The following is a 16,813-nucleotide window of genomic DNA, read 5'->3' on the forward strand; positions in this document are numbered from 1 at the left end:
TTGTTCGGTGGGGAGGGGGTGCTTAACTGAGGTTCTGGCACACCCCTCAAGGAGCCCCGACATGAACCTGCACCAGTTCGCCGAGACCCACGAAGTCACCAACCAGCCACCTTCCCTGGACGGTACCAACCTCTATCGAATCGATCTGCCGTTGCAGGAGTGGGCACGGCATTTCGGCGCCGGCTGGGCCGAATCGCGGATCGACGCCTACGGTGCCCTGGCCGGTGGGCCGCTGATGGAAGCGGGGTTCCTGGCCAACCAGAACAAGCCGGTATTCACCAGCCATGACCGTTACGGGCATCGCCTCGACCTGGTGGAGTTTCATCCGGCGTATCACGAGCTGATGCGCACCGCCATCGAGCACGGCCTGACGTCCTTGCCCTGGGCTCATCCGCAATCCGGGGCGCATGTCGCGCGCGCCGCCATGACCTATCTGCACAGCCAGGCCGAGGCCGGCAGCGGTTGCCCGCTGACCATGACCTTCGCCTGTGTGCCGGCGCTGAAGCTGCAGCCGGATCTCGCCGAACAATGGCTGCCGAAAGTCCTCGCCACCGAATATGACCCGCGCAATGTCGGCATGGCCCACAAGGCCGGCGTCACCATCGGCATGGCGATGACCGAGAAACAAGGCGGTACCGATGTGCGCGCCAACACCACCAAGGCGTATCCGGTGGGTGCTACGGGGCCGGGGCAGGCTTATGAACTGGTGGGCCACAAATGGTTCTGTTCGGCGCCGATGTGCGACGCCTTCCTGACCCTGGCCCAGACCGAAAAAGGCCTGACCTGCTTCCTGTTGCCTCGCCATCGTCCGGATGACAGCCGCAACCAGTTCTATATCCAGCGCCTGAAAAACAAGCTCGGCAATTGCTCCAATGCCTCCAGCGAAGTGGAGTTCCGCGGGGCCCTGGCGTGGATGATCGGTGAAGAAGGGCGCGGTGTGCCGACCATCATCGAGATGGTGGCCATGACCCGCTTCGATTGCATGGTCGGCTCCAGCTCGCTGATGCGCCAGGCGCTGACCCAGGCCGCCCATCATTGTGCCCATCGGTTGGTGGGCGGGCGTGTACTCAGCGAGCAACCCTTGATGCAGAACGTACTGGCCGACCTGGCGCTGGAAAGCGAGGCGGCGCTGGCCTTGAGCCTGCGCATGGGCCGCGCGCTGGACAACCTGGATGACCCGCAAGAAGCCTTGTTCTCGCGACTGGTGACGGCGGTGGGCAAGTACTGGATCTGCAAGCGGGCCCCGGCAATGATCAACGAGGCCGCCGAGTGCATGGGCGGCGCCGGTTATGTCGAGGAGAGCATTCTGCCGCGGCTGTACCGCGAAGCGCCGGTCAACTCGACCTGGGAAGGTTCCGGCAACGTGCAGTGCCTGGATGTGCTGCGCGCCTTGTCCAAGGAGCCGGGCGTGCTCGATGCGTTGTTCGCCGAGCTGGGCGATGGCCATGGCGACAGGCGCCTGGCCGCGCATGTCGCCAACCTGAAAGGCGCCTTCCAGGACACCGACGACATTCAGTACCGCGCCCGCCAGCTGACCGAGGACATCGCCCTGGGCCTGCAGGCCAAGCTGCTGCTGGAAGCCGGCAACGCAGCGGTCAGCGATGCCTTTATCGCCAGTCGCCTGGGTTCGGCAGGAAGGGTCTACGGCACCTTGCCGCGAGGGCTGGATGTGGAAGCGATAGTCGCGCGCTCCACCCCGACAGGCTTCTGACTGGTTTGTTGTAGGAGCGAGCTTGCTCGCGATAAATAGTCCAGGCTACCGATCGGCTGGGGCCTGAAAGATCTTTCGCGAGCAAGCTCGCTCCTACGCATATTCCGCTGTTCCCGTGAGACGGCGTTGCAGGCAAGATGAAGGCCTGCAAGATCAGAACACAGGATGCTTACCGTGACCGAAGCTTTTATTGTCGTTCAAACCGCCGAGCAAGCCGTGGACCGGCTTGCCGCTTTGCATGAGCGGGCCACCACGTCGCTGAGCCAGGCGCTCAAGCGTTACCTCAAGGATCGTGTCGAACCGGACGCCGAACAACGCGCCCTGTTTCGTTACCCGGAATTGCGCCTGACTTATCTCTGTCAGGGCGAAGTCCCGCAGACCACCCGGGCCTACGCCAAGGTCCAGTTGCCGGGCACCTACAGCGTCACGGTCACCCATCCCGCCGCCTTCCGTAAGTACCTGCTGGAACAGCTGGTGCCATTGATGCACGACTTCACCGTGACCGTGGAAGTGGGCGTCAGCGAGCAGAACATCCCGTATCCGTACGTGGTCGAGCAGGGCGATGAGCTGGCCGGTTCCGGCGTCACCGCCGCGGTGCTGGCGCGGGTGTTCCCCAGCACCGACCTGTCCGCCGCCACCGATGGCATCGCCGACGGGCTGTACGATTGGGAAAACACCCATCCGCTGCCCCTGGCGCTGTTCGATGCCGCGCGGGTGGATTTCTCCCTGCGCCGCCTGGTGCACTACACCGGCAGCGACTGGCGCCATGTGCAGCCATGGATCCTGCTGACCAACTACCACCGCTATGTCGACCAGTTCATCACCCACGGCCTGGAGCAACTGCGCAGCGATCCGCGGTTCGTGCGCATGGTCCTGCCGGGCAATGTGATCATCGAGAAGGGCATGGATCACGGTGAAGCCTCGTCGATCGCCGCCGGGGTGGTCTGGCACCGCTACCAGATGCCGGCTTATCACCTGCAGGCCAGCGACGGCCACGGCGTGACCCTGGTGAACATTGGCGTCGGCCCGTCCAATGCCAAGAACATCACTGACCATTTGGCGGTATTGCGTCCGCACTGCTGGCTGATGATCGGCCACTGCGGCGGCCTGCGGCAGTCGCAGACCATCGGCGACTACGTGCTGGCCCATGCCTACATGCGTCGCGACGGCATTCTCGATCGCGTGGTGCCGCCGAACATTCCGATTCCGGCCCTGGCCGAAGTGCAGCTGGCGTTGCAGCAGGCCGCCGCCAACGTCACCGGCGAGAAGGGCGACGACCTGAAAAAACGCCTGCGCACCGGCACCGTGCTGACCTACGACGACCGTAACTGGGAATTGCGCTGGGCCCAGGAGCGTCCGCTGATCAACCTGTCCCGCGCCGTGGCGGTGGACATGGAAAGCGGCACCATCGCCGCCCAGGGGTATCGCCTGCGGGTGCCATACGGCACCTTGCTGTGTGTCTCGGACAAGCCGCTGCACAGCGAAATCAAGCTGCCGGGTTCGGCCAACGCCTTTTATGAGCGCGCGGTCAGCCAGCACCTGAAGATCGGTATCGCTGCGGTGGACCTGCTGCGTACCGAGCTCAACTCGCTGCACTCGCGCAAGCTGCGCAGCTTCGACGAGCCGCCGTTCCGCTGATCGCGGGATGGTCATTTAACGGTCGGGCCACTAGCATGGTCGGCCCTGACCGTTAGATGCTCTTTTCGCCATGTCTCGTCCTCCTCGTCCCGCTTCCCGCCGCCCTGGCGTGAAGAGTCCTTCGTCGTCTTCCGCGCCGCGCCGTGTTGCCAAGGCACCACCGGCCGAGCCGAAGCTGATCCTGTTCAACAAACCCTTCGATGTGCTGACCCAGTTCAGCGACGGCGAAGGGCGGGCGACCCTCAAGGACTTCATCGCGATCCCCGGCATCTACCCGGCCGGGCGCCTGGACCGCGACAGCGAAGGCTTGCTGCTGCTGACCAACGACGGCCAGTTGCAGGCGCGCATCGCCGACCCCAGGCACAAACTGGCCAAGACCTATTGGGTGCAGGTGGAAGGGGAGCCCACGGCCGAGCAATTGCAGCGTCTGCGTGATGGAGTGGAGTTGAATGACGGCATGACCCTGCCAGCCGAAGCCCGGCAGCTGGAAGAGCCGCAACTGTGGCCGCGCAACCCGCCGGTGCGCTTTCGCAAGAGCGTGCCCACCAGTTGGCTGGAATTGATTATTCGTGAAGGGCGCAATCGCCAGGTGCGGCGCATGACCGCGGCCGTGGGGTTGCCGACATTACGCCTGGTGCGGGTCAGGATCGGCGACTGGACGATTGAAGGGCTCGATCAGGGCCAGTGGAAGGAGGTTCCGGCGCGCTTATAAGGCGCCGGATTCGATCAGGCCGATCACCACGCTCTTGATAATGAACGCGGCCACGCCCAGGCCCAGGACGAAGAACAGGATGAACGAGCCGAAGCGTCCGGCCTTGGACTTCTTCGCCAGATCCCAGACGATGAAGGCCATGAAAATGATCAGGATGGTCACCAGGCCGGTCATCATCCACTCTTCGAATACTGCAGGATCCATCGAACATCTCCAGCGCGGGCAAGGCTAAAAGGCGGGGGCGAGTATACGTCAAGGGGCCGCGACCGGGCATTGATCCAGGTGCGCTTCGTCGTCACAGGCTCCGCATGTCCTTGTAGGAGCGAGCTTGCTCGCGATAAATATTCCAGGCCATACATCGGTTGCGGCCGGACATTTCTATCGCGAGCAAGCTCGCTCCTACAGAAGAGATAGCGCTCAGTTGCGCAGGTGAGTCAGCGGCAGTTCGGTGCTGTTGAGCACCTGATTGAGCACGAAGCTGGAGCGTACGCTGGTCACGCCGTCGATGCGGGTCAGATGGCCGAGCAGCAGTTTCTGGTAGTGATCCATGTCCGGCACCACCACCTTGAGCTGGTAGTCGGCGTCCATCCCGGTCACCAGGCTGCATTCGAGGACCTGCGGCAGGCTGCGGATCGCCGCCTCGAAGTTCTCGAAACGCTCGGGGGTGTGGCGATCCATGCCGATCAGTACGTAGGCGGTCAGGCTCAGGCCGAGCATCTTGCGGTCCAGCAGGGCGACCTGGCGGGAAATGTAGCCGTCATCTTCCAGTTGCTTGACCCGACGCGAACACGGCGAAGGCGACAGGCCGATACGTTCGGCCAGTTCCTGATTGGAGATGCGGGCGTCGCGCTGCAATTCCGCCAAAATGCTGAGGTCGTATCGGTCGAGTTTGCTCATGGAACAGGCCTTTTTAATAACTATTGCGAAATATTATCTATCTTGAGTTAAAAATTGCGCAAGTCATGTTTGTTGGAGCAATCTTCGCAATCCTCTGTCGGCGCGCCAGGCCTATTCTTATCACCAGAATCACTGCCCGGACATAGAGTCCACTGCGGCCCGCCGAATCAGGCCTGCCGCGGCCGCCAATCCCACAGGGTTGAGCCGGCCCCCGGGCTACACACTGTCCAGAAGACGGCGTGAGGTGAGCCGGCGCCATAAGCGTCGAGCACGGACGAAATTCTCAAAGGGGGACCGACGGGTCCCCCTTTTTTATTGCCTGCGCGCCAGGAAATATCCCGTGGCGCCTCAATAAATAAGTGTTGCGACTGATAACCTGTGGCAGAACCGGCCTGGGCTTTTCCAGTCTTATCTACAGGCCCCCATCCGTAGTGAGGAATAGCATGAAATCGCGCATCTGGCGTTTGGCAGGTGTTGGTTTGCTGTGTGTGAGCGTCAGTGCACAGGTGCTCGCCGATGACCGCGATAACCGCAATGACGGTCGCGGTGGCCCCGATGGCGGCCAGCGCGGTGGCGAGGGGCACTCGGGCAAGGGGCAGGGACGCGGCGAAAACCAGCCGCCGCGCCCGCAGACTGAAATCATTCGCGGCGACAACAGCCAGCAGTTCGAGCGCAACGTCGAGAACGGGCGCTGGCAGAACCACGGGCCGAATGATGAAGGGCGGGGACGACCGGCACAGCCGTCCGCCAACCTGCCGATCCAGGGCCGCCCCGATACCGTCCGCCAGACCCAGGAACCGCGCCAGGGTTATTACCAGGACATTCCGCGCCGCAACGACTACAACCCGCATTGGCAGGCCGGCGGGCCGGGCTCGCGTCCCTACGACTATCGCTGGCCGGGCCGTCCGGAGGGTCGTGGCAATGGCTGGGGGCCAGGCCCGCAATATCGGCCGGGTTATGTGATCGATCGTTTTCCGGACCGGCATTACCGTGTGCCTTATCGCGGCCGGGACTATTACTTCTCCGGTGGCTATTGGTACCGCCCAGAGGGGCCGCGTTACGTTGTGGTGCGCCCACCCTACGGGATTCGCGTGGCCTACCTGCCGGACTACGCGCGCGAGGTGTGGATCGGCAGCGCGCTGTTCTTCCTGGCCGCGGGCGCCTACTACAGCTACGAGGCCAGTACCCAGCAGTACGTAGTGGTCGAGCCGCCGGTGGCCAGTCCGCCGCCGCAGGCCAGCAATGATTACAACGTGCTGGCCTACCCGGTCAGCGGACAGAGCCCGCAGCAGATCAATCAGGACCGCTACGACTGTTATCGCTGGGCGGTGCAGCAGAGCGGCTTCGACCCGGCGGCGATGACCTATCCCCCGGCGCCGCAGGTGGTCCAGACCTACCGCCAGGCCCAGGGCGGTTGCTTGAACTCGCGCGGCTATCAGGTGACTTACTGAGCCCGGGCGGCGAGCACCGCTTCCTGCGGGTCGGCGTGCACCAGCACCTCGGCCCGCGGATAGGCCGCATGGATCGCCTCGGCGGCCTGATCGCTGATGCCGTGGGCCACCGACAGGGTCAGCTCCCCCGGTAATTCCAGATGCAGTTGCACGAACCAGTGGTTGCCGGAAATCCGCGTGCGCAGGTCATGGGCGCCGAGTACCCCGGGCACGGCGCATACCAGCTCCAGCATGTGCTGGCTGACCTCGGGCGGCAGTTCCTCATCCATCAGCACCGCCACGCTTTCCCGAGCGATCTGGATCGCGCTCCACAGGATGTAGACGGCAATCGCCAGGCCGAACCAGGCGTCCAGTTGCTGCCAGCCGAAACTGGCCAGCACCAGCGCCAGCAGGATGCTGCCATTGAGCAGCAGGTCGGAGCGATAGTGCAGCGAATCGGCGCGTACCGCGGTGGAGCCGGTTTCGCGGATCACCCGGTATTGCACCATCAGCAGCGCCACGGTCAGCGCCAGCGACAACAGCATCACGCCGATACCGATCCAGGGCGCGCCCAGCGGTTCGGGGTTCTGCAGGCGTTCGACGGCCTGTACCCCGATCAGCACCGCGCTCACCGCGATGAACAGCGCCTGGGCCATGCCCGACAACGATTCGGCCTTGCCGTGGCCGTAGCGGTGGTCTTCGTCGGCCGGGCGCAGGGCGTAATGCACGGCCAGCAGGTTGAGGAACGACGCGGCGCCATCGAGCAGCGAGTCGGTGAGGCCGGCCAGCAGGCTGACCGAGCCGCTCAGCCACCAGGCGATGGCCTTGGCCACGATCAGGATACTGGCCACCGCCAGCGAGGCGCGGGTGGCCAGGCGCAACAGGCGTGCGTGTTCCGGGCTACTGCTCATACAAGGCTTGTTCCTTCAAGAAACGCGAGGGTCAGGCTGCCGGTTGCAGACCGTACAGGGCCAGTTGCTGCGCGCTGCCCTTGTGCTGGATCAGGCGTGGATCGTCCAGAGGGAAGCTGCGGCCCAGCTCGCTTTCGAGGATAGCCTGCAACTTGTGGTTATCGACCTGGCCGTCGGCGCCTATGGCTTGCTGCAGCTTGTGCGGGTCGACCTGCGCGGTCTTGCCCGGTTCCAGGTAGATGGCGCCGGTGGCGAAGTCAACGCCAAAGGCGATCAGCCCCGGGATCACATAAAACAGCAGGCCCACGGCGTCGAGCACGGCTACCAGCGGGTCGATCTTGCCGTCGATCTGGCCGCGCCGGTCGGGGAAGAAGATCGAGCCGCAGGCGGTGAGCTGAGTCAGCAGGGTGGCAACCAGGACGCCGCCGATGATGCGGAAAGGAATACGCATGTAAATCTCCTGAACAGACACGAAAGAGCAAGGCTGAAGCGTTGCCGGTATGAATTCAGACCGTGATTAACGCCAGGCAGTTCGCCGTTATACTCGCGCCTCTGTTTGGGAGCCAGTATGAATTCTTTGCCAATTGATGAAGTTTTACCCGCCCTGCGTGAAGCCCTGGCGACACGCCACGAGGCCGTGCTCGAAGCACCGCCCGGCGCCGGTAAGACCACCCGTGTGCCTTTGGCCCTGTTGAACGAACCCTGGCTGGCCGGACAACGCATTCTCATGCTCGAACCGCGGCGCCTGGCGGCGCGGGCGGCGGCCGAGCGCCTAGCCAGCGAACTGGGGGAAAAGGTCGGCGAAACGGTGGGCTACCGTATCCGTCTGGATAGCAAGGTCGGCCCGAACACCCGCATCGAGGTGGTTACCGAGGGGATCCTGACCCGCCGCCTGCAGGACGATCCGGCGCTGGAAGGCGTCGGCCTGCTGATCTTCGACGAATTCCACGAGCGCAGTCTCGACGCCGACCTGGCCCTGGCCTTGAGCCTCAATGGCCGCGATCTGTTTCGCGACGAGCAGCCGCTGAAAATCCTCCTGATGTCGGCGACCCTGGAAGGCGAGCGCCTGGCCGGGCTGCTGGACGACGCACCGATCCTGCGCAGCGAAGGCCGCATGTTCCCGGTCGATGTGCGCTGGGGGCGGCCCTTCCAGCCGGGCGAGTTCATCGAGCCGCGGCTGGTGCAGACCGTTCTTGAAGCGCTGAACGATGAAAGCGGCAGCGTCCTGGTGTTCTTGCCGGGGCAGGCCGAGATCCGCCGGGTGCATCAGCAGTTGGCCGACGCCCTGGGCGAGCGCCCGGAGATGCTGCTCTGTCCGCTGCACGGTGAACTGGACCTGGCGGCGCAGCGCGCGGCCATCGAACCGGCCCCGCCGGGCAAGCGCAAAGTGGTGCTGGCGACCAATATCGCCGAGACCAGCCTGACCATCGACGGCGTGCGCGTGGTGGTCGATGCCGGGCTGGCACGGGTGCCGCGTTTCGACCCGGGCAGCGGCATGACCCGTCTCGACACCCAGCGTATTTCCCGGGCCAGCGCCACCCAGCGCGCCGGCCGGGCCGGGCGCCTGGAGCCGGGCGTGTGCTATCGCCTGTGGTCCCAGGACCAGCACGAACAACTGGCGGCCTATGGCAGCGCGGAGATTCTCCAGGCGGACCTGGCGGGCCTGGCCCTGCAACTGGCCCGCTGGGGTGTGATACCGGCGCAACTGGTGTGGCTGGATGTGCCGCCCGGCGCGGCCTATGCCCAGGCCCAGGACTTGCTCGAACGCCTCGGAGCGCTGACGGCCAAGGCTGGCGAGGACTGCAAGCTGACGCCTCATGGCCAGGCAATGGCCGAGTTGCCGGCCCATCCGCGCATTGCCCATCTGCTGTTGCGCGGCCAGGCCCTGGGGCTGGCGGACATGGCCTGCGACGTCGCCGCCTTGCTCGGCGAGCGCGACATCCTGCGTGGCGGCGGTGCCGACCTGCATAGCCGCCTGGTGCTGCTGTCCGGCGAAGAGCGCGCGGCCCGTGGCGCCCAGGGCGGGGTCCAGCGGGCTCGGCAACTGGCCCGGCAATACCGTGGTTATCTGCGCGGACAACCAAGCCAGGCGGTGGCGGACCCGGATCACCCGCGCTGGCTGGGCGCCTTGCTGGCGCTGGCCTATCCGGATCGGGTCGCCCAGCAACGTCGTCCCGGCGGCGCCGAATACCGGCTGGCCAACGGCCGCGCGGCGCTGTTCAGCGAGACCGACAGCCTGATGAAGCAACCCTGGCTGGTGATCGCCGACCTGGGCAGTCGCCAGGGGCAGCGGGAAGAGCGCATCTACCTGGCGGCGGATTTCGACCCGGCGCTGTTCGACTCGGTCCTGGCCGAGCAGGTGCGCTGCGTCGATCAGCTTGATTGGGACGAGCGCGAAGGAGTGTTGCGTGCCGAGCGCCAGCGCAAGGTCGGCGAACTGGTGCTCAGCCGCGAGCCGCTGACCGGCCTGGACGAGGCAGCGCGCTGCCAGGCCCTGGTCAACCTGGTGCGGCGCAAGGGCCTGGAACTGTTGCCCTGGACCCCGGAGCTGCGCCAGTGGCAGGCCCGGGTGGCCTTGTTGCGCCAGCTCGATCTAGAGGCCAAGGGCGAAAGCCAGTGGCCGGATGTCAGTGACGCGGCGTTGCTCAAGAGCCTGGAAAGCTGGCTGCTGCCGTATCTGGGCAAGGTTTCGCGCCTCAGCCACTTCACCAACCTGGAACTGGCCAGCATTGTCCACAGCCTGCTGCCCTGGCCGTTGCCGCAGCGCCTGGACGAGCTGGCGCCGCACCACCTGACAGTGCCGTCCGGCTCGTCGATCCGCCTTGATTACAGTGAACAACCGCCGATTCTCGCGGTGCGCTTGCAGGAGTTGTTCGGCCTGGCAGAGACACCACGGATCGCCGGTGGCCGGCAGGTGGTCAAGCTGCATCTGCTGTCCCCGGCGCGGTGGCCGGTGCAGGTCACCCAGGACCTGGCGAACTTCTGGCGCAGTACCTACGCCGAGGTGAAGAAGGACCTCAAGGGCCGTTACCCGAAACACTACTGGCCGGACGACCCGCTGGTGGCCGAAGCCACGGCCCGCGCCAAACCGCGCAAGTAACCCAGTGTGTAGCCGCTGCCGCAGGCTGCGATAGGTCCGCAGGACCTCCAGTGCCGACGTCAGCGACCGTTCCGGCCGATCGGCGGCAGCGGCTACGGCGCGGCGGGCAGCAGGAAGCGGGCGATCAGTGGCAGGTGGTCGGAGATGCGCAGGGTGTCGTCCTGCCGTACCTGGGCCTCGACTCGCTTGAGCCGCGGGCTGTGGAACAGGTAGTCGACGGTGCGATCCGGGCCGCTCAGGGCCGGGTCGTTGGGGTAGTGGGTCAGCCACAGGGCGCGGTCGATACCGCTGGCCTCGTTGTTGGTGGGAATCATCGGGTACTTGTCCCAGAGCGTGTGCAGCGCGCTGTCGGCGGAGTAGGGCGTGCGTTGCTCGGGGGCGAGCCGCTGGTACTGGCCCAGGGGCAGCAGGCTGAAATCGCCGCCGATCAGCCAGGGCGTACCACGGGCTTCGAAGCGGTCGAGGATCCTGGTGACCGCGTTCACCTGGGCTTGCAGGGTGGCGTCGGGTTTCGTCGCGCGCTCCAGATGGGTGTTGAGCACCGCCATCTGCCCACCGTCGCTTAACGGCAGGTAACTCACCAGCACGGCGTTTTTCGGCTGGAACTGGCGGCTGAGGAGATTGGCCTCGGGCACCGGCAATTGCAGGCGTTCGGCGTGTTCGATGCGGTAGCGGCTCAAAGTCGCCAGTTGCCGGCCAACGCTGCCGAAGATGTGCGGGGAGGGTACGAAGTCGGCCTTCCAGTCGAAGGCCTGTGTGCTGCACGGATACAGGTCGGTCAGGCGTTCCTGCAGCAGCTTGAGCTGGTCCTGGTAGTCGCTGGCCTTGGCGCCGTCGTCCAGCTCCTGCACCAGCACGATGTCCGGCTGTTCATCGCGAATCACCCGGGCCACTTCGTCCAGGCTGAAGGCCATGTCTTCCGGGGTCGGGCGCTCGTCCGGCCCTTGGGCCTGGTCGTTCCAGAACACGTAGCGCTTGCCCGCCAGGTACTGCACGTTCCAGGTCATCACCTTCAGCGCCTGGCCTGGCACCAGGCTGGGCACCTTGCCGGTGCAGGCGACCGGCAGCGACTCCTTGGCGTCGGGGCGCCAGGTCAGGCTGTAGACCAGGGCTGATAACAGGCCTGCGCTGATCAGCAGGCCCAGGAGGATGAAGCGAAATAGGCGGGGCATCGGCTCGGCTTATGGCGTTGCTGGATTGAGCCCGAGCATAACCGAGAGCGGGACCGCGGCCCAAGGGGTAGAGCGGTCGGCCCCCGGGGTCATTGCTGGTCAGGCGAGTCGCCGATCAGCATGAACAGGCGGAATACCACCACGCTGGTGAACAACTGCAGGAAGCTGTGGGCGCTTTCGATCAGCAGCGACAGCATCGGACCCGGCTCGGGGTACGCCGCCAGGCTGGCGCCCTTGAGCACCCACAACGGGGCCATCACGGCCAGGATGCAGACCAGGATCCGCAGGAAGTGCCCGCGGGTCAGGCGGAAGCTTTCCTTGATCGCGGCCAGTGGTTGCAGGCCCTTGAGCACCAGCAGGTATTCGGCGAAGGCCAGGGTCACCATCAGCCACAGCCCGGGCAGGAAATACAGCGACAGGCCCAGCAGGATCAGCAGGGTGTTGATGGCGGTCAGCAGGGCAAAGCGCGGCCACAGGCTGACGGTTGCGGCGAGCAGGTCGCGGGCCAATGGCGATTCGCCACGGCTGCGGGCATCTAGAAACAGGATCAGTACCCCGGTGTAGAGCGGGTAGATCAGCAGGCCGACGATCACGCTGTAGCCGGGAAAGGCCTCGGGGCCCAGCGAGCTGTCGACCGCCTGCTGCAGCAGCGCTTCGAGGACCACCAGCGGCAGGCACAGTTGGACGATACGGCCCAGGTTGCGCTGGCAGAAGTACAGGGAGTCGCGCAGAACGGTTAACGGATTCATCAGTGGTTATCGCAGATCACAAAAAGCGGTTGGACACTTTAACCGATGCAGCCCCGGGGCGAGCAAACGTAAACGTTAGGTAAAGGCCATTGAAAGCTCGCTGGGTAGCCCCATTACTGGTTGCACCTTGCGCATGACGGACAAGGCCCCGTTTTTTACCGGCAATCTAAAGAGGTCGCCATGAACAGCGAAGAGCAAACCCTGATCGATGGACTGTTTTCACGGTTGCAGCAAGCCGAGAAGGATTCAGCCCCGCGCGACGCCCAGGCCGAGGCGCGGATCAAGGAGCATCTGACCCGGCAGCCTGCCGCCGGGTATTTCATGACCCAGGCGATTCTGGTGCAAGAGGCGGCAATCAAGAGCCTCGACGAGCAGAACAAGCAACTCACCCAGCAAGTCCAGCAACTGCAGGCCGAGCTGCAGCAGGCCAGGTCCCAGGCCGCGGCGCCGGCGCCCAGCAGCGGTGGCGGCTTCCTTTCGAGCATCTTCGGCAGCGGTTCCCGCGATCCGCAGCCGGCGCCGACGCAAAGCGCTCCGGCCTCGTCCGGCGGTGGCTGGCGCGAACCGGCGCGGCCGGCGTTCAACCCGCAGCCGCAGCAGAACTACCCGCAACAGAGCTATCCCCAGCAGAACTATGCCGCGCCACCCCAGCAGGCTCCGGCCGCGGCTGGCAGCAGTTTCCTCGGTGGCGCGCTGAAAACTGCCGCCGGCGTGGCGGGTGGCGTGATGCTGGCGCAAGGTCTCAGCAGCCTGTTCCATGGCAACCAGCAGCCGCAGGAAATCGTCGAAGTGATCAAGGAAGAACCGGCACCCGCCAGCGACAACGCGGGTGGCTGGGGCAATGACGAGCAGCGCATGGCCAACAACGACTCCTGGGGCAACAACGACCAGGGTGGTTTCAGCGATGCCGACTACGGCAACGACGACAGCTCGTTCTTTTCCGACGACGATTCCTTCGTCTGATCCGCCATCGGTCCGGAACGCAACAGCGTCCCGGACCGATTATTCGCGGAACCTTCCTTCTGGCTGGCATACTGGGCGACTTTTTCAGGGTTTGAGTCCCGGCCCAGTTCGCGCGCGTGAGCGCCATGAGGATAAGCGGTGAAAAAAATCGCTGTGTTCGCCGATGTCCAGAATCTCTATTACACCGTGCGCCAGGCCTATGGCTGCCACTTCAACTATGCCGCCCTGTGGGCCGATATCAGCCAGCAGGGGCAGATAGTCGAGGCCTACGCCTATGCGATCGACCGGGGCGACAGCAAGCAGCAGCAGTTCCAGCAGATCCTGCGCAACCTGGGCTTCACGGTAAAACTCAAACCCTATATCCAGCGCAGCGACGGCTCGGCCAAGGGCGACTGGGACGTGGGTATCACCATCGACATCATGGACGCCGCCGCCCATGTCGACGAAGTGGTGCTGGCTTCCGGTGATGGCGATTTCGACCTGTTGCTCGAGCGCATCATCAGCAAGCACGGGGTCGAAGCGGTGGCCTATGGCGTGCCGGGGCTGACCGCCAATTCGCTGATTCGCGCGGCCACGCGCTACGTGCCGATCGAAGGCGCGCTACTGCTCAAAAGCTGAGCTGACTATTTTTTGTACGGAGCTGGGCAGGTTTGGAACGCATCGCAGTCATCGACTTTGAAACCACCGGGATCTCCCCGAGCAGCAGTTGCCGGGCCACGGAAATCGCCGTGGTGATCCTTGAGCAGGGGCGCATCGTCGAGCGTTACCAGAGCCTGATGAACGCCGGCGTGCGGGTGCCGGCCTTCATCGAACAACTGACCGGCATCAGCAACGCCATGCTGCGCGGCGCGCCGCCGGCCGAGCAGGTGATGAACGAGGTCAATGAGTTCGTCGGCACCACGCCGCTGCTGGCGCACAACGCTGCGTTCGACCAGAAGTTCTGGGACTACGAACTCGGCCGGATCAAGCGCACCCGCTTGCAGAACTTCGCCTGTTCCCTGTTGCTGGCGCGACGGCTGATGCCGGCGGCGCCCAACCACAAGCTCGGCACCCTCACCAGTTTCGCCAGCCTGCCCCATACCGGCCAGGCTCACCGGGCCATGGCCGATGCGGAAATGGCCGCCAACCTCACCGCCCACCTGGCGCTGGAGCTGCGGCAGAAACACGGGCTGCGCGAGCTGTCCCACGATTTCCTATGCAAATTGCAGAAAGTGCCGGCCGCCAAGATCGGCGAACACCTCAAGCGCCATCGCGGCGCCTGACTCCTGTAGCCGCTGCCGCAGGCTGCGATAAGGCTCGAAGAGTCTTCCGAGGCCCTCAAGAGCGCGTCTCCTTCGGAGCCGATCGCAGCCTGCGGCAGCGGCTACACAGTCGGCGCTGGCTGGGTTCACTTGCCGTTGCTCTCCAGATGCCCCAGCGGCACGCGCTGTTCGATGGCGCTGGAGAGCACGATCGAGGTCTTGCTGAACCCGTACTTCGCTACCCGGTTGATCAGCTCTTCCAGCTCCGGCATCGAGCCGACGGCGGCGCGCATGATCACGCACGGATCGCCGGTGACCCGCTGGCATTCGGTGAGTTGCGGGATCCGGCTCAGTTCGTCATAGGCCTTCTGATTACCGTGCTGGGCCATGCGCAGTTCGATCACGCACTGGATCGGCAGCCCGAGCTTGGCCAGGTCGACCTTGGCCTGGTAACCGGTGATCACTCCGCTGGCTTCGAGTTTGGCCACCCGTTCGGCCACGGCGGGGGCGGAGAGGTTCACCTTGCGCGCCAGCTCGGCGTAGCTCGCCCGGCCATTTTCCAGCAGGGCGGCGAGGAGCATGCGGTCATATTTATCCATGATAAGGCTCTCAAACTCAGCGACTTTCGAAAGCATGGTTTATAGCCAGAATCTCCATGTTTTGAAAAGTGTACCGATGCTTTAAACAGGTTTTGTAACTTAAGTTCCGCCGGCCGGCTTTCTAGAATAACCCTCTCCCTCGTCCTGTCTTCGAGCTTCCCATGCCTGGCCTACGCCGTTTTCCCTTGCCCCTGATTGCCGCCTTTTCTGCGTTGTACGTGATCTGGGGGTCGACCTACCTGGTGATCCGTATCGGTGTCGAATACTGGCCGCCGCTGATGCTCGCCGGCATCCGTTTCGTTATCGCCGGCAGCCTGATGTACGGCTTCCTGCGTTGGCGCGGGGCGCCGGCACCGACCTGGGCGCAATGGCGGGCTGCGGGGGTGATCGGCATCCTGCTGCTGAGCTGCGGCAATGGCGCGGTCACTGTCGCCGAACACATGGGCGTGGCGTCCGGAGTGGCGGCCCTGGCGGTGGCCACGGTGCCGTTGTTCACCCTGCTGTGCGGTTACTTCTGGGGGGCGCGCAACACTCGCCTGGAATGGGCCGGGATCGTCCTCGGGCTGATCGGCATCGCCATGCTCAACCTCGGTTCCAACCTGCAGTCGAGCCCGACCGGCGCGGCTTTGCTGGTGTTCGCGGCGGCGGCCTGGGCCTTCGGTTCGGTGTGGAGCAAGCACCTGCCGTTGCCGCAAGGGGCGATGGCCAGTGCCGTCGAGATGCTGGTGGGCGGCGTGGTGCTGCTGATCGGCAGCTGGTTGAGCGGCGAGCAACTGGCCGCCGTTCCGCCGATCGAAGGCTGGGCAGCCCTGGCGTACCTGATCGGCTTCGGCTCGATCATCGCCTTTAACGCCTACATGTACTTGCTCAAGCATGTGCGTCCGGCGGCGGCCACCAGCTATGCCTACGTCAACCCGGCGGTAGCGGTGCTGCTGGGGATCGTGTTTGTCGGCGAGACCATCGGCCTGGAGGAGGCGCTGGCGATGGTGGTGATCATCAGTGCCGTGGTGTTGATCGGCCTGCCGCAGTGGCGCAAACCAAAAGCCACCGCGATACAGGAAGAAGCCACCGCTTGAAATGGCCTGTTGGCGCATGATCAAAAACGCCGGGCATTGCCCGGCGTTTTTTGTTCCAGCCTGTCGTACTCAGTCCGGGTTGGACAGCATCACCAGCGCTAGCAGCACCAGGACGAAGGCCAGCATGAACAGCAGGCTGATCCCGGCGACGCGCCACAACGAGAAGAAAGGCCCCTTGCTGAGTTTGTGTTCGACGACGACCGGACCGAAGAGCTGGCGTGCGTAGGTGTTCATCGCAAAAATCGGTGGCAGTACGAAGACCACGGCTGGAACGCTTTCCGGCAGCACCGCGCCCAGCACCATCATCAGGATGAGCAGGCCGATACCGATGTACCAGGCCTTCTTCACTTCGCTTTCACGGCCGAGCGCCTTGAGGTTGGCGGCGATCATGTAGGACCCCGCCACGGAAGTGCCGAGGAAGGTGGCAAGGCCGACAGCGTTGATGCTGTACAGGCGCAATGGCGCAGTCGCCGCCGGGGTCTGCAATTCGGCGGTCGGTGTCTGGAAGGGGTTGGGTGTATCCATACAGGTCAGGCTCCTGGATCTTCAAAGGTGCGATAGGGAAAAAAGGGGCTGAATTCTCCTCCCGTACCTCAAGGCGCGTCCACCTGCAT

General features: G+C 64.5%; 17 protein-coding genes. 9 read left to right on the forward strand and 8 right to left on the reverse strand.

The features are described from left to right. Positions 1-61 precede the first annotated feature (61 nt). The 3 genes from AC07PQ_RS24640 to AC07PQ_RS24650 all read left to right on the forward strand — a co-directional run bounded on the left by AC07PQ_RS24640 (position 62) and on the right by AC07PQ_RS24650 (position 4,061). Positions 62-1,711 (forward strand): acyl-CoA dehydrogenase family protein, encoded by a 1,650-nt coding sequence (locus AC07PQ_RS24640; RefSeq protein WP_493186561.1) that lies wholly within the window; start codon positions 62-64, stop codon positions 1,709-1,711. Between the two features lie 165 nt (positions 1,712-1,876). Continuing rightward, positions 1,877-3,349, forward strand: a complete 1,473-nt coding sequence (amn, locus tag AC07PQ_RS24645) for an AMP nucleosidase (protein WP_162136172.1) — start codon at positions 1,877-1,879, stop codon at positions 3,347-3,349. A 70-nt stretch (positions 3,350-3,419) separates the two neighbouring features. After that, complete coding sequence (locus AC07PQ_RS24650; protein ID WP_009045773.1) at positions 3,420-4,061, forward strand: pseudouridine synthase; 642 nt, start codon at positions 3,420-3,422, stop codon at positions 4,059-4,061. On the opposite strand, the gene AC07PQ_RS24655 is transcribed toward AC07PQ_RS24650, so the two are convergent. Together AC07PQ_RS24655 and AC07PQ_RS24660 are read right to left on the reverse strand one after the other, a co-directional pair. Continuing rightward, a complete protein-coding gene (locus tag AC07PQ_RS24655) occupies positions 4,056-4,265 on the reverse strand; it encodes a DUF2788 domain-containing protein (RefSeq protein ID WP_007927060.1) in 210 nt (69 codons plus the stop codon). The genes AC07PQ_RS24650 and AC07PQ_RS24655 overlap by 6 nt on opposite strands. 213 nt (positions 4,266-4,478) lie before the next feature. Next, positions 4,479-4,958: an Lrp/AsnC family transcriptional regulator gene (locus tag AC07PQ_RS24660; RefSeq protein ID WP_007927059.1), complete on the reverse strand. Its 480-nt coding sequence runs from the start codon at positions 4,956-4,958 to the stop codon at positions 4,479-4,481. Positions 4,959-5,401: 443 nt separating this feature from the next. On the opposite strand from AC07PQ_RS24660, the gene AC07PQ_RS24665 reads away from it, so the two are divergent. After that, complete coding sequence (locus AC07PQ_RS24665; protein ID WP_493186560.1) at positions 5,402-6,409, forward strand: DUF6515 family protein; 1,008 nt, start codon at positions 5,402-5,404, stop codon at positions 6,407-6,409. Here the strand turns inward: AC07PQ_RS24665 and AC07PQ_RS24670 are convergent. Beyond that, complete coding sequence (locus AC07PQ_RS24670; protein ID WP_007927055.1) at positions 6,403-7,299, reverse strand: cation diffusion facilitator family transporter; 897 nt, start codon at positions 7,297-7,299, stop codon at positions 6,403-6,405. The two genes, AC07PQ_RS24665 and AC07PQ_RS24670, sit on opposite strands and share 7 nt — an antisense overlap. A 31-nt stretch (positions 7,300-7,330) precedes the next feature. Continuing rightward, entirely contained in the window at positions 7,331-7,750 is a 420-nt protein-coding gene (pmcY, locus tag AC07PQ_RS24675) for a periplasmic Zn2+ metallochaperone PmcY (protein ID WP_007927053.1), read from the reverse strand. Positions 7,751-7,867: 117 nt separating this feature from the next. Between pmcY and hrpB the strand changes: the two genes are divergently transcribed. Next, positions 7,868-10,399 carry an ATP-dependent helicase HrpB gene (gene hrpB, locus AC07PQ_RS24680; RefSeq protein WP_493186559.1) on the forward strand — a complete coding sequence of 844 codons (2,532 nt, stop codon included), beginning with the start codon at positions 7,868-7,870 and terminating at the stop codon, positions 10,397-10,399. 92 nt (positions 10,400-10,491) lie between these two features. On the opposite strand, the gene AC07PQ_RS24685 is transcribed toward hrpB, so the two are convergent. Continuing rightward, on the reverse strand, positions 10,492-11,571 hold the full coding sequence (locus AC07PQ_RS24685; RefSeq protein ID WP_493186558.1) for an endonuclease/exonuclease/phosphatase family protein: 1,080 nt from the start codon (positions 11,569-11,571) through the stop codon (positions 10,492-10,494). Positions 11,572-11,660: 89 nt separating this feature from the next. Further along, positions 11,661-12,320, reverse strand: a complete 660-nt coding sequence (locus AC07PQ_RS24690) for a DUF7847 domain-containing protein (RefSeq protein WP_007929142.1) — start codon at positions 12,318-12,320, stop codon at positions 11,661-11,663. A 180-nt stretch (positions 12,321-12,500) separates the two neighbouring features. On the opposite strand from AC07PQ_RS24690, the gene AC07PQ_RS24695 reads away from it, so the two are divergent. The 3 genes from AC07PQ_RS24695 to AC07PQ_RS24705 all read left to right on the forward strand — a co-directional run bounded on the left by AC07PQ_RS24695 (position 12,501) and on the right by AC07PQ_RS24705 (position 14,545). Continuing rightward, the gene (locus AC07PQ_RS24695; protein ID WP_007929140.1) at positions 12,501-13,283 is read left to right on the forward strand and encodes a DUF2076 domain-containing protein; all 783 of its coding nucleotides are present in this window, start codon (positions 12,501-12,503) and stop codon (positions 13,281-13,283) included. 138 nt (positions 13,284-13,421) lie between these two features. Then, the gene (locus tag AC07PQ_RS24700; protein WP_007929138.1) at positions 13,422-13,901 is read left to right on the forward strand and encodes an NYN domain-containing protein; all 480 of its coding nucleotides are present in this window, start codon (positions 13,422-13,424) and stop codon (positions 13,899-13,901) included. 32 nt (positions 13,902-13,933) lie between these two features. Continuing rightward, a complete protein-coding gene (locus AC07PQ_RS24705; RefSeq protein ID WP_007929135.1) occupies positions 13,934-14,545 on the forward strand; it encodes a 3'-5' exonuclease in 612 nt (203 codons plus the stop codon). Between the two features lie 125 nt (positions 14,546-14,670). Here AC07PQ_RS24705 and AC07PQ_RS24710 read toward each other — a convergent pair whose 3' ends face one another. Continuing rightward, positions 14,671-15,123, reverse strand: coding sequence for an Lrp/AsnC family transcriptional regulator (locus AC07PQ_RS24710; protein ID WP_007930752.1), 453 nt, complete (start codon positions 15,121-15,123; stop codon positions 14,671-14,673). 161 nt (positions 15,124-15,284) lie between these two features. Here AC07PQ_RS24710 and yedA point away from each other — a divergent pair, with 161 nt between their 5' ends. Further along, positions 15,285-16,199, forward strand: a complete 915-nt coding sequence (yedA, locus tag AC07PQ_RS24715) for a drug/metabolite exporter YedA (RefSeq protein ID WP_493186557.1) — start codon at positions 15,285-15,287, stop codon at positions 16,197-16,199. 69 nt (positions 16,200-16,268) lie between these two features. Here yedA and AC07PQ_RS24720 read toward each other — a convergent pair whose 3' ends face one another. Continuing rightward, on the reverse strand, positions 16,269-16,724 hold the full coding sequence (locus AC07PQ_RS24720; RefSeq protein ID WP_493186556.1) for a hypothetical protein: 456 nt from the start codon (positions 16,722-16,724) through the stop codon (positions 16,269-16,271). Positions 16,725-16,813: the final 89 nt, after the last annotated feature.

This window comes from Pseudomonas sp. GW821-FHT09E12 (genome assembly GCF_059416085.1).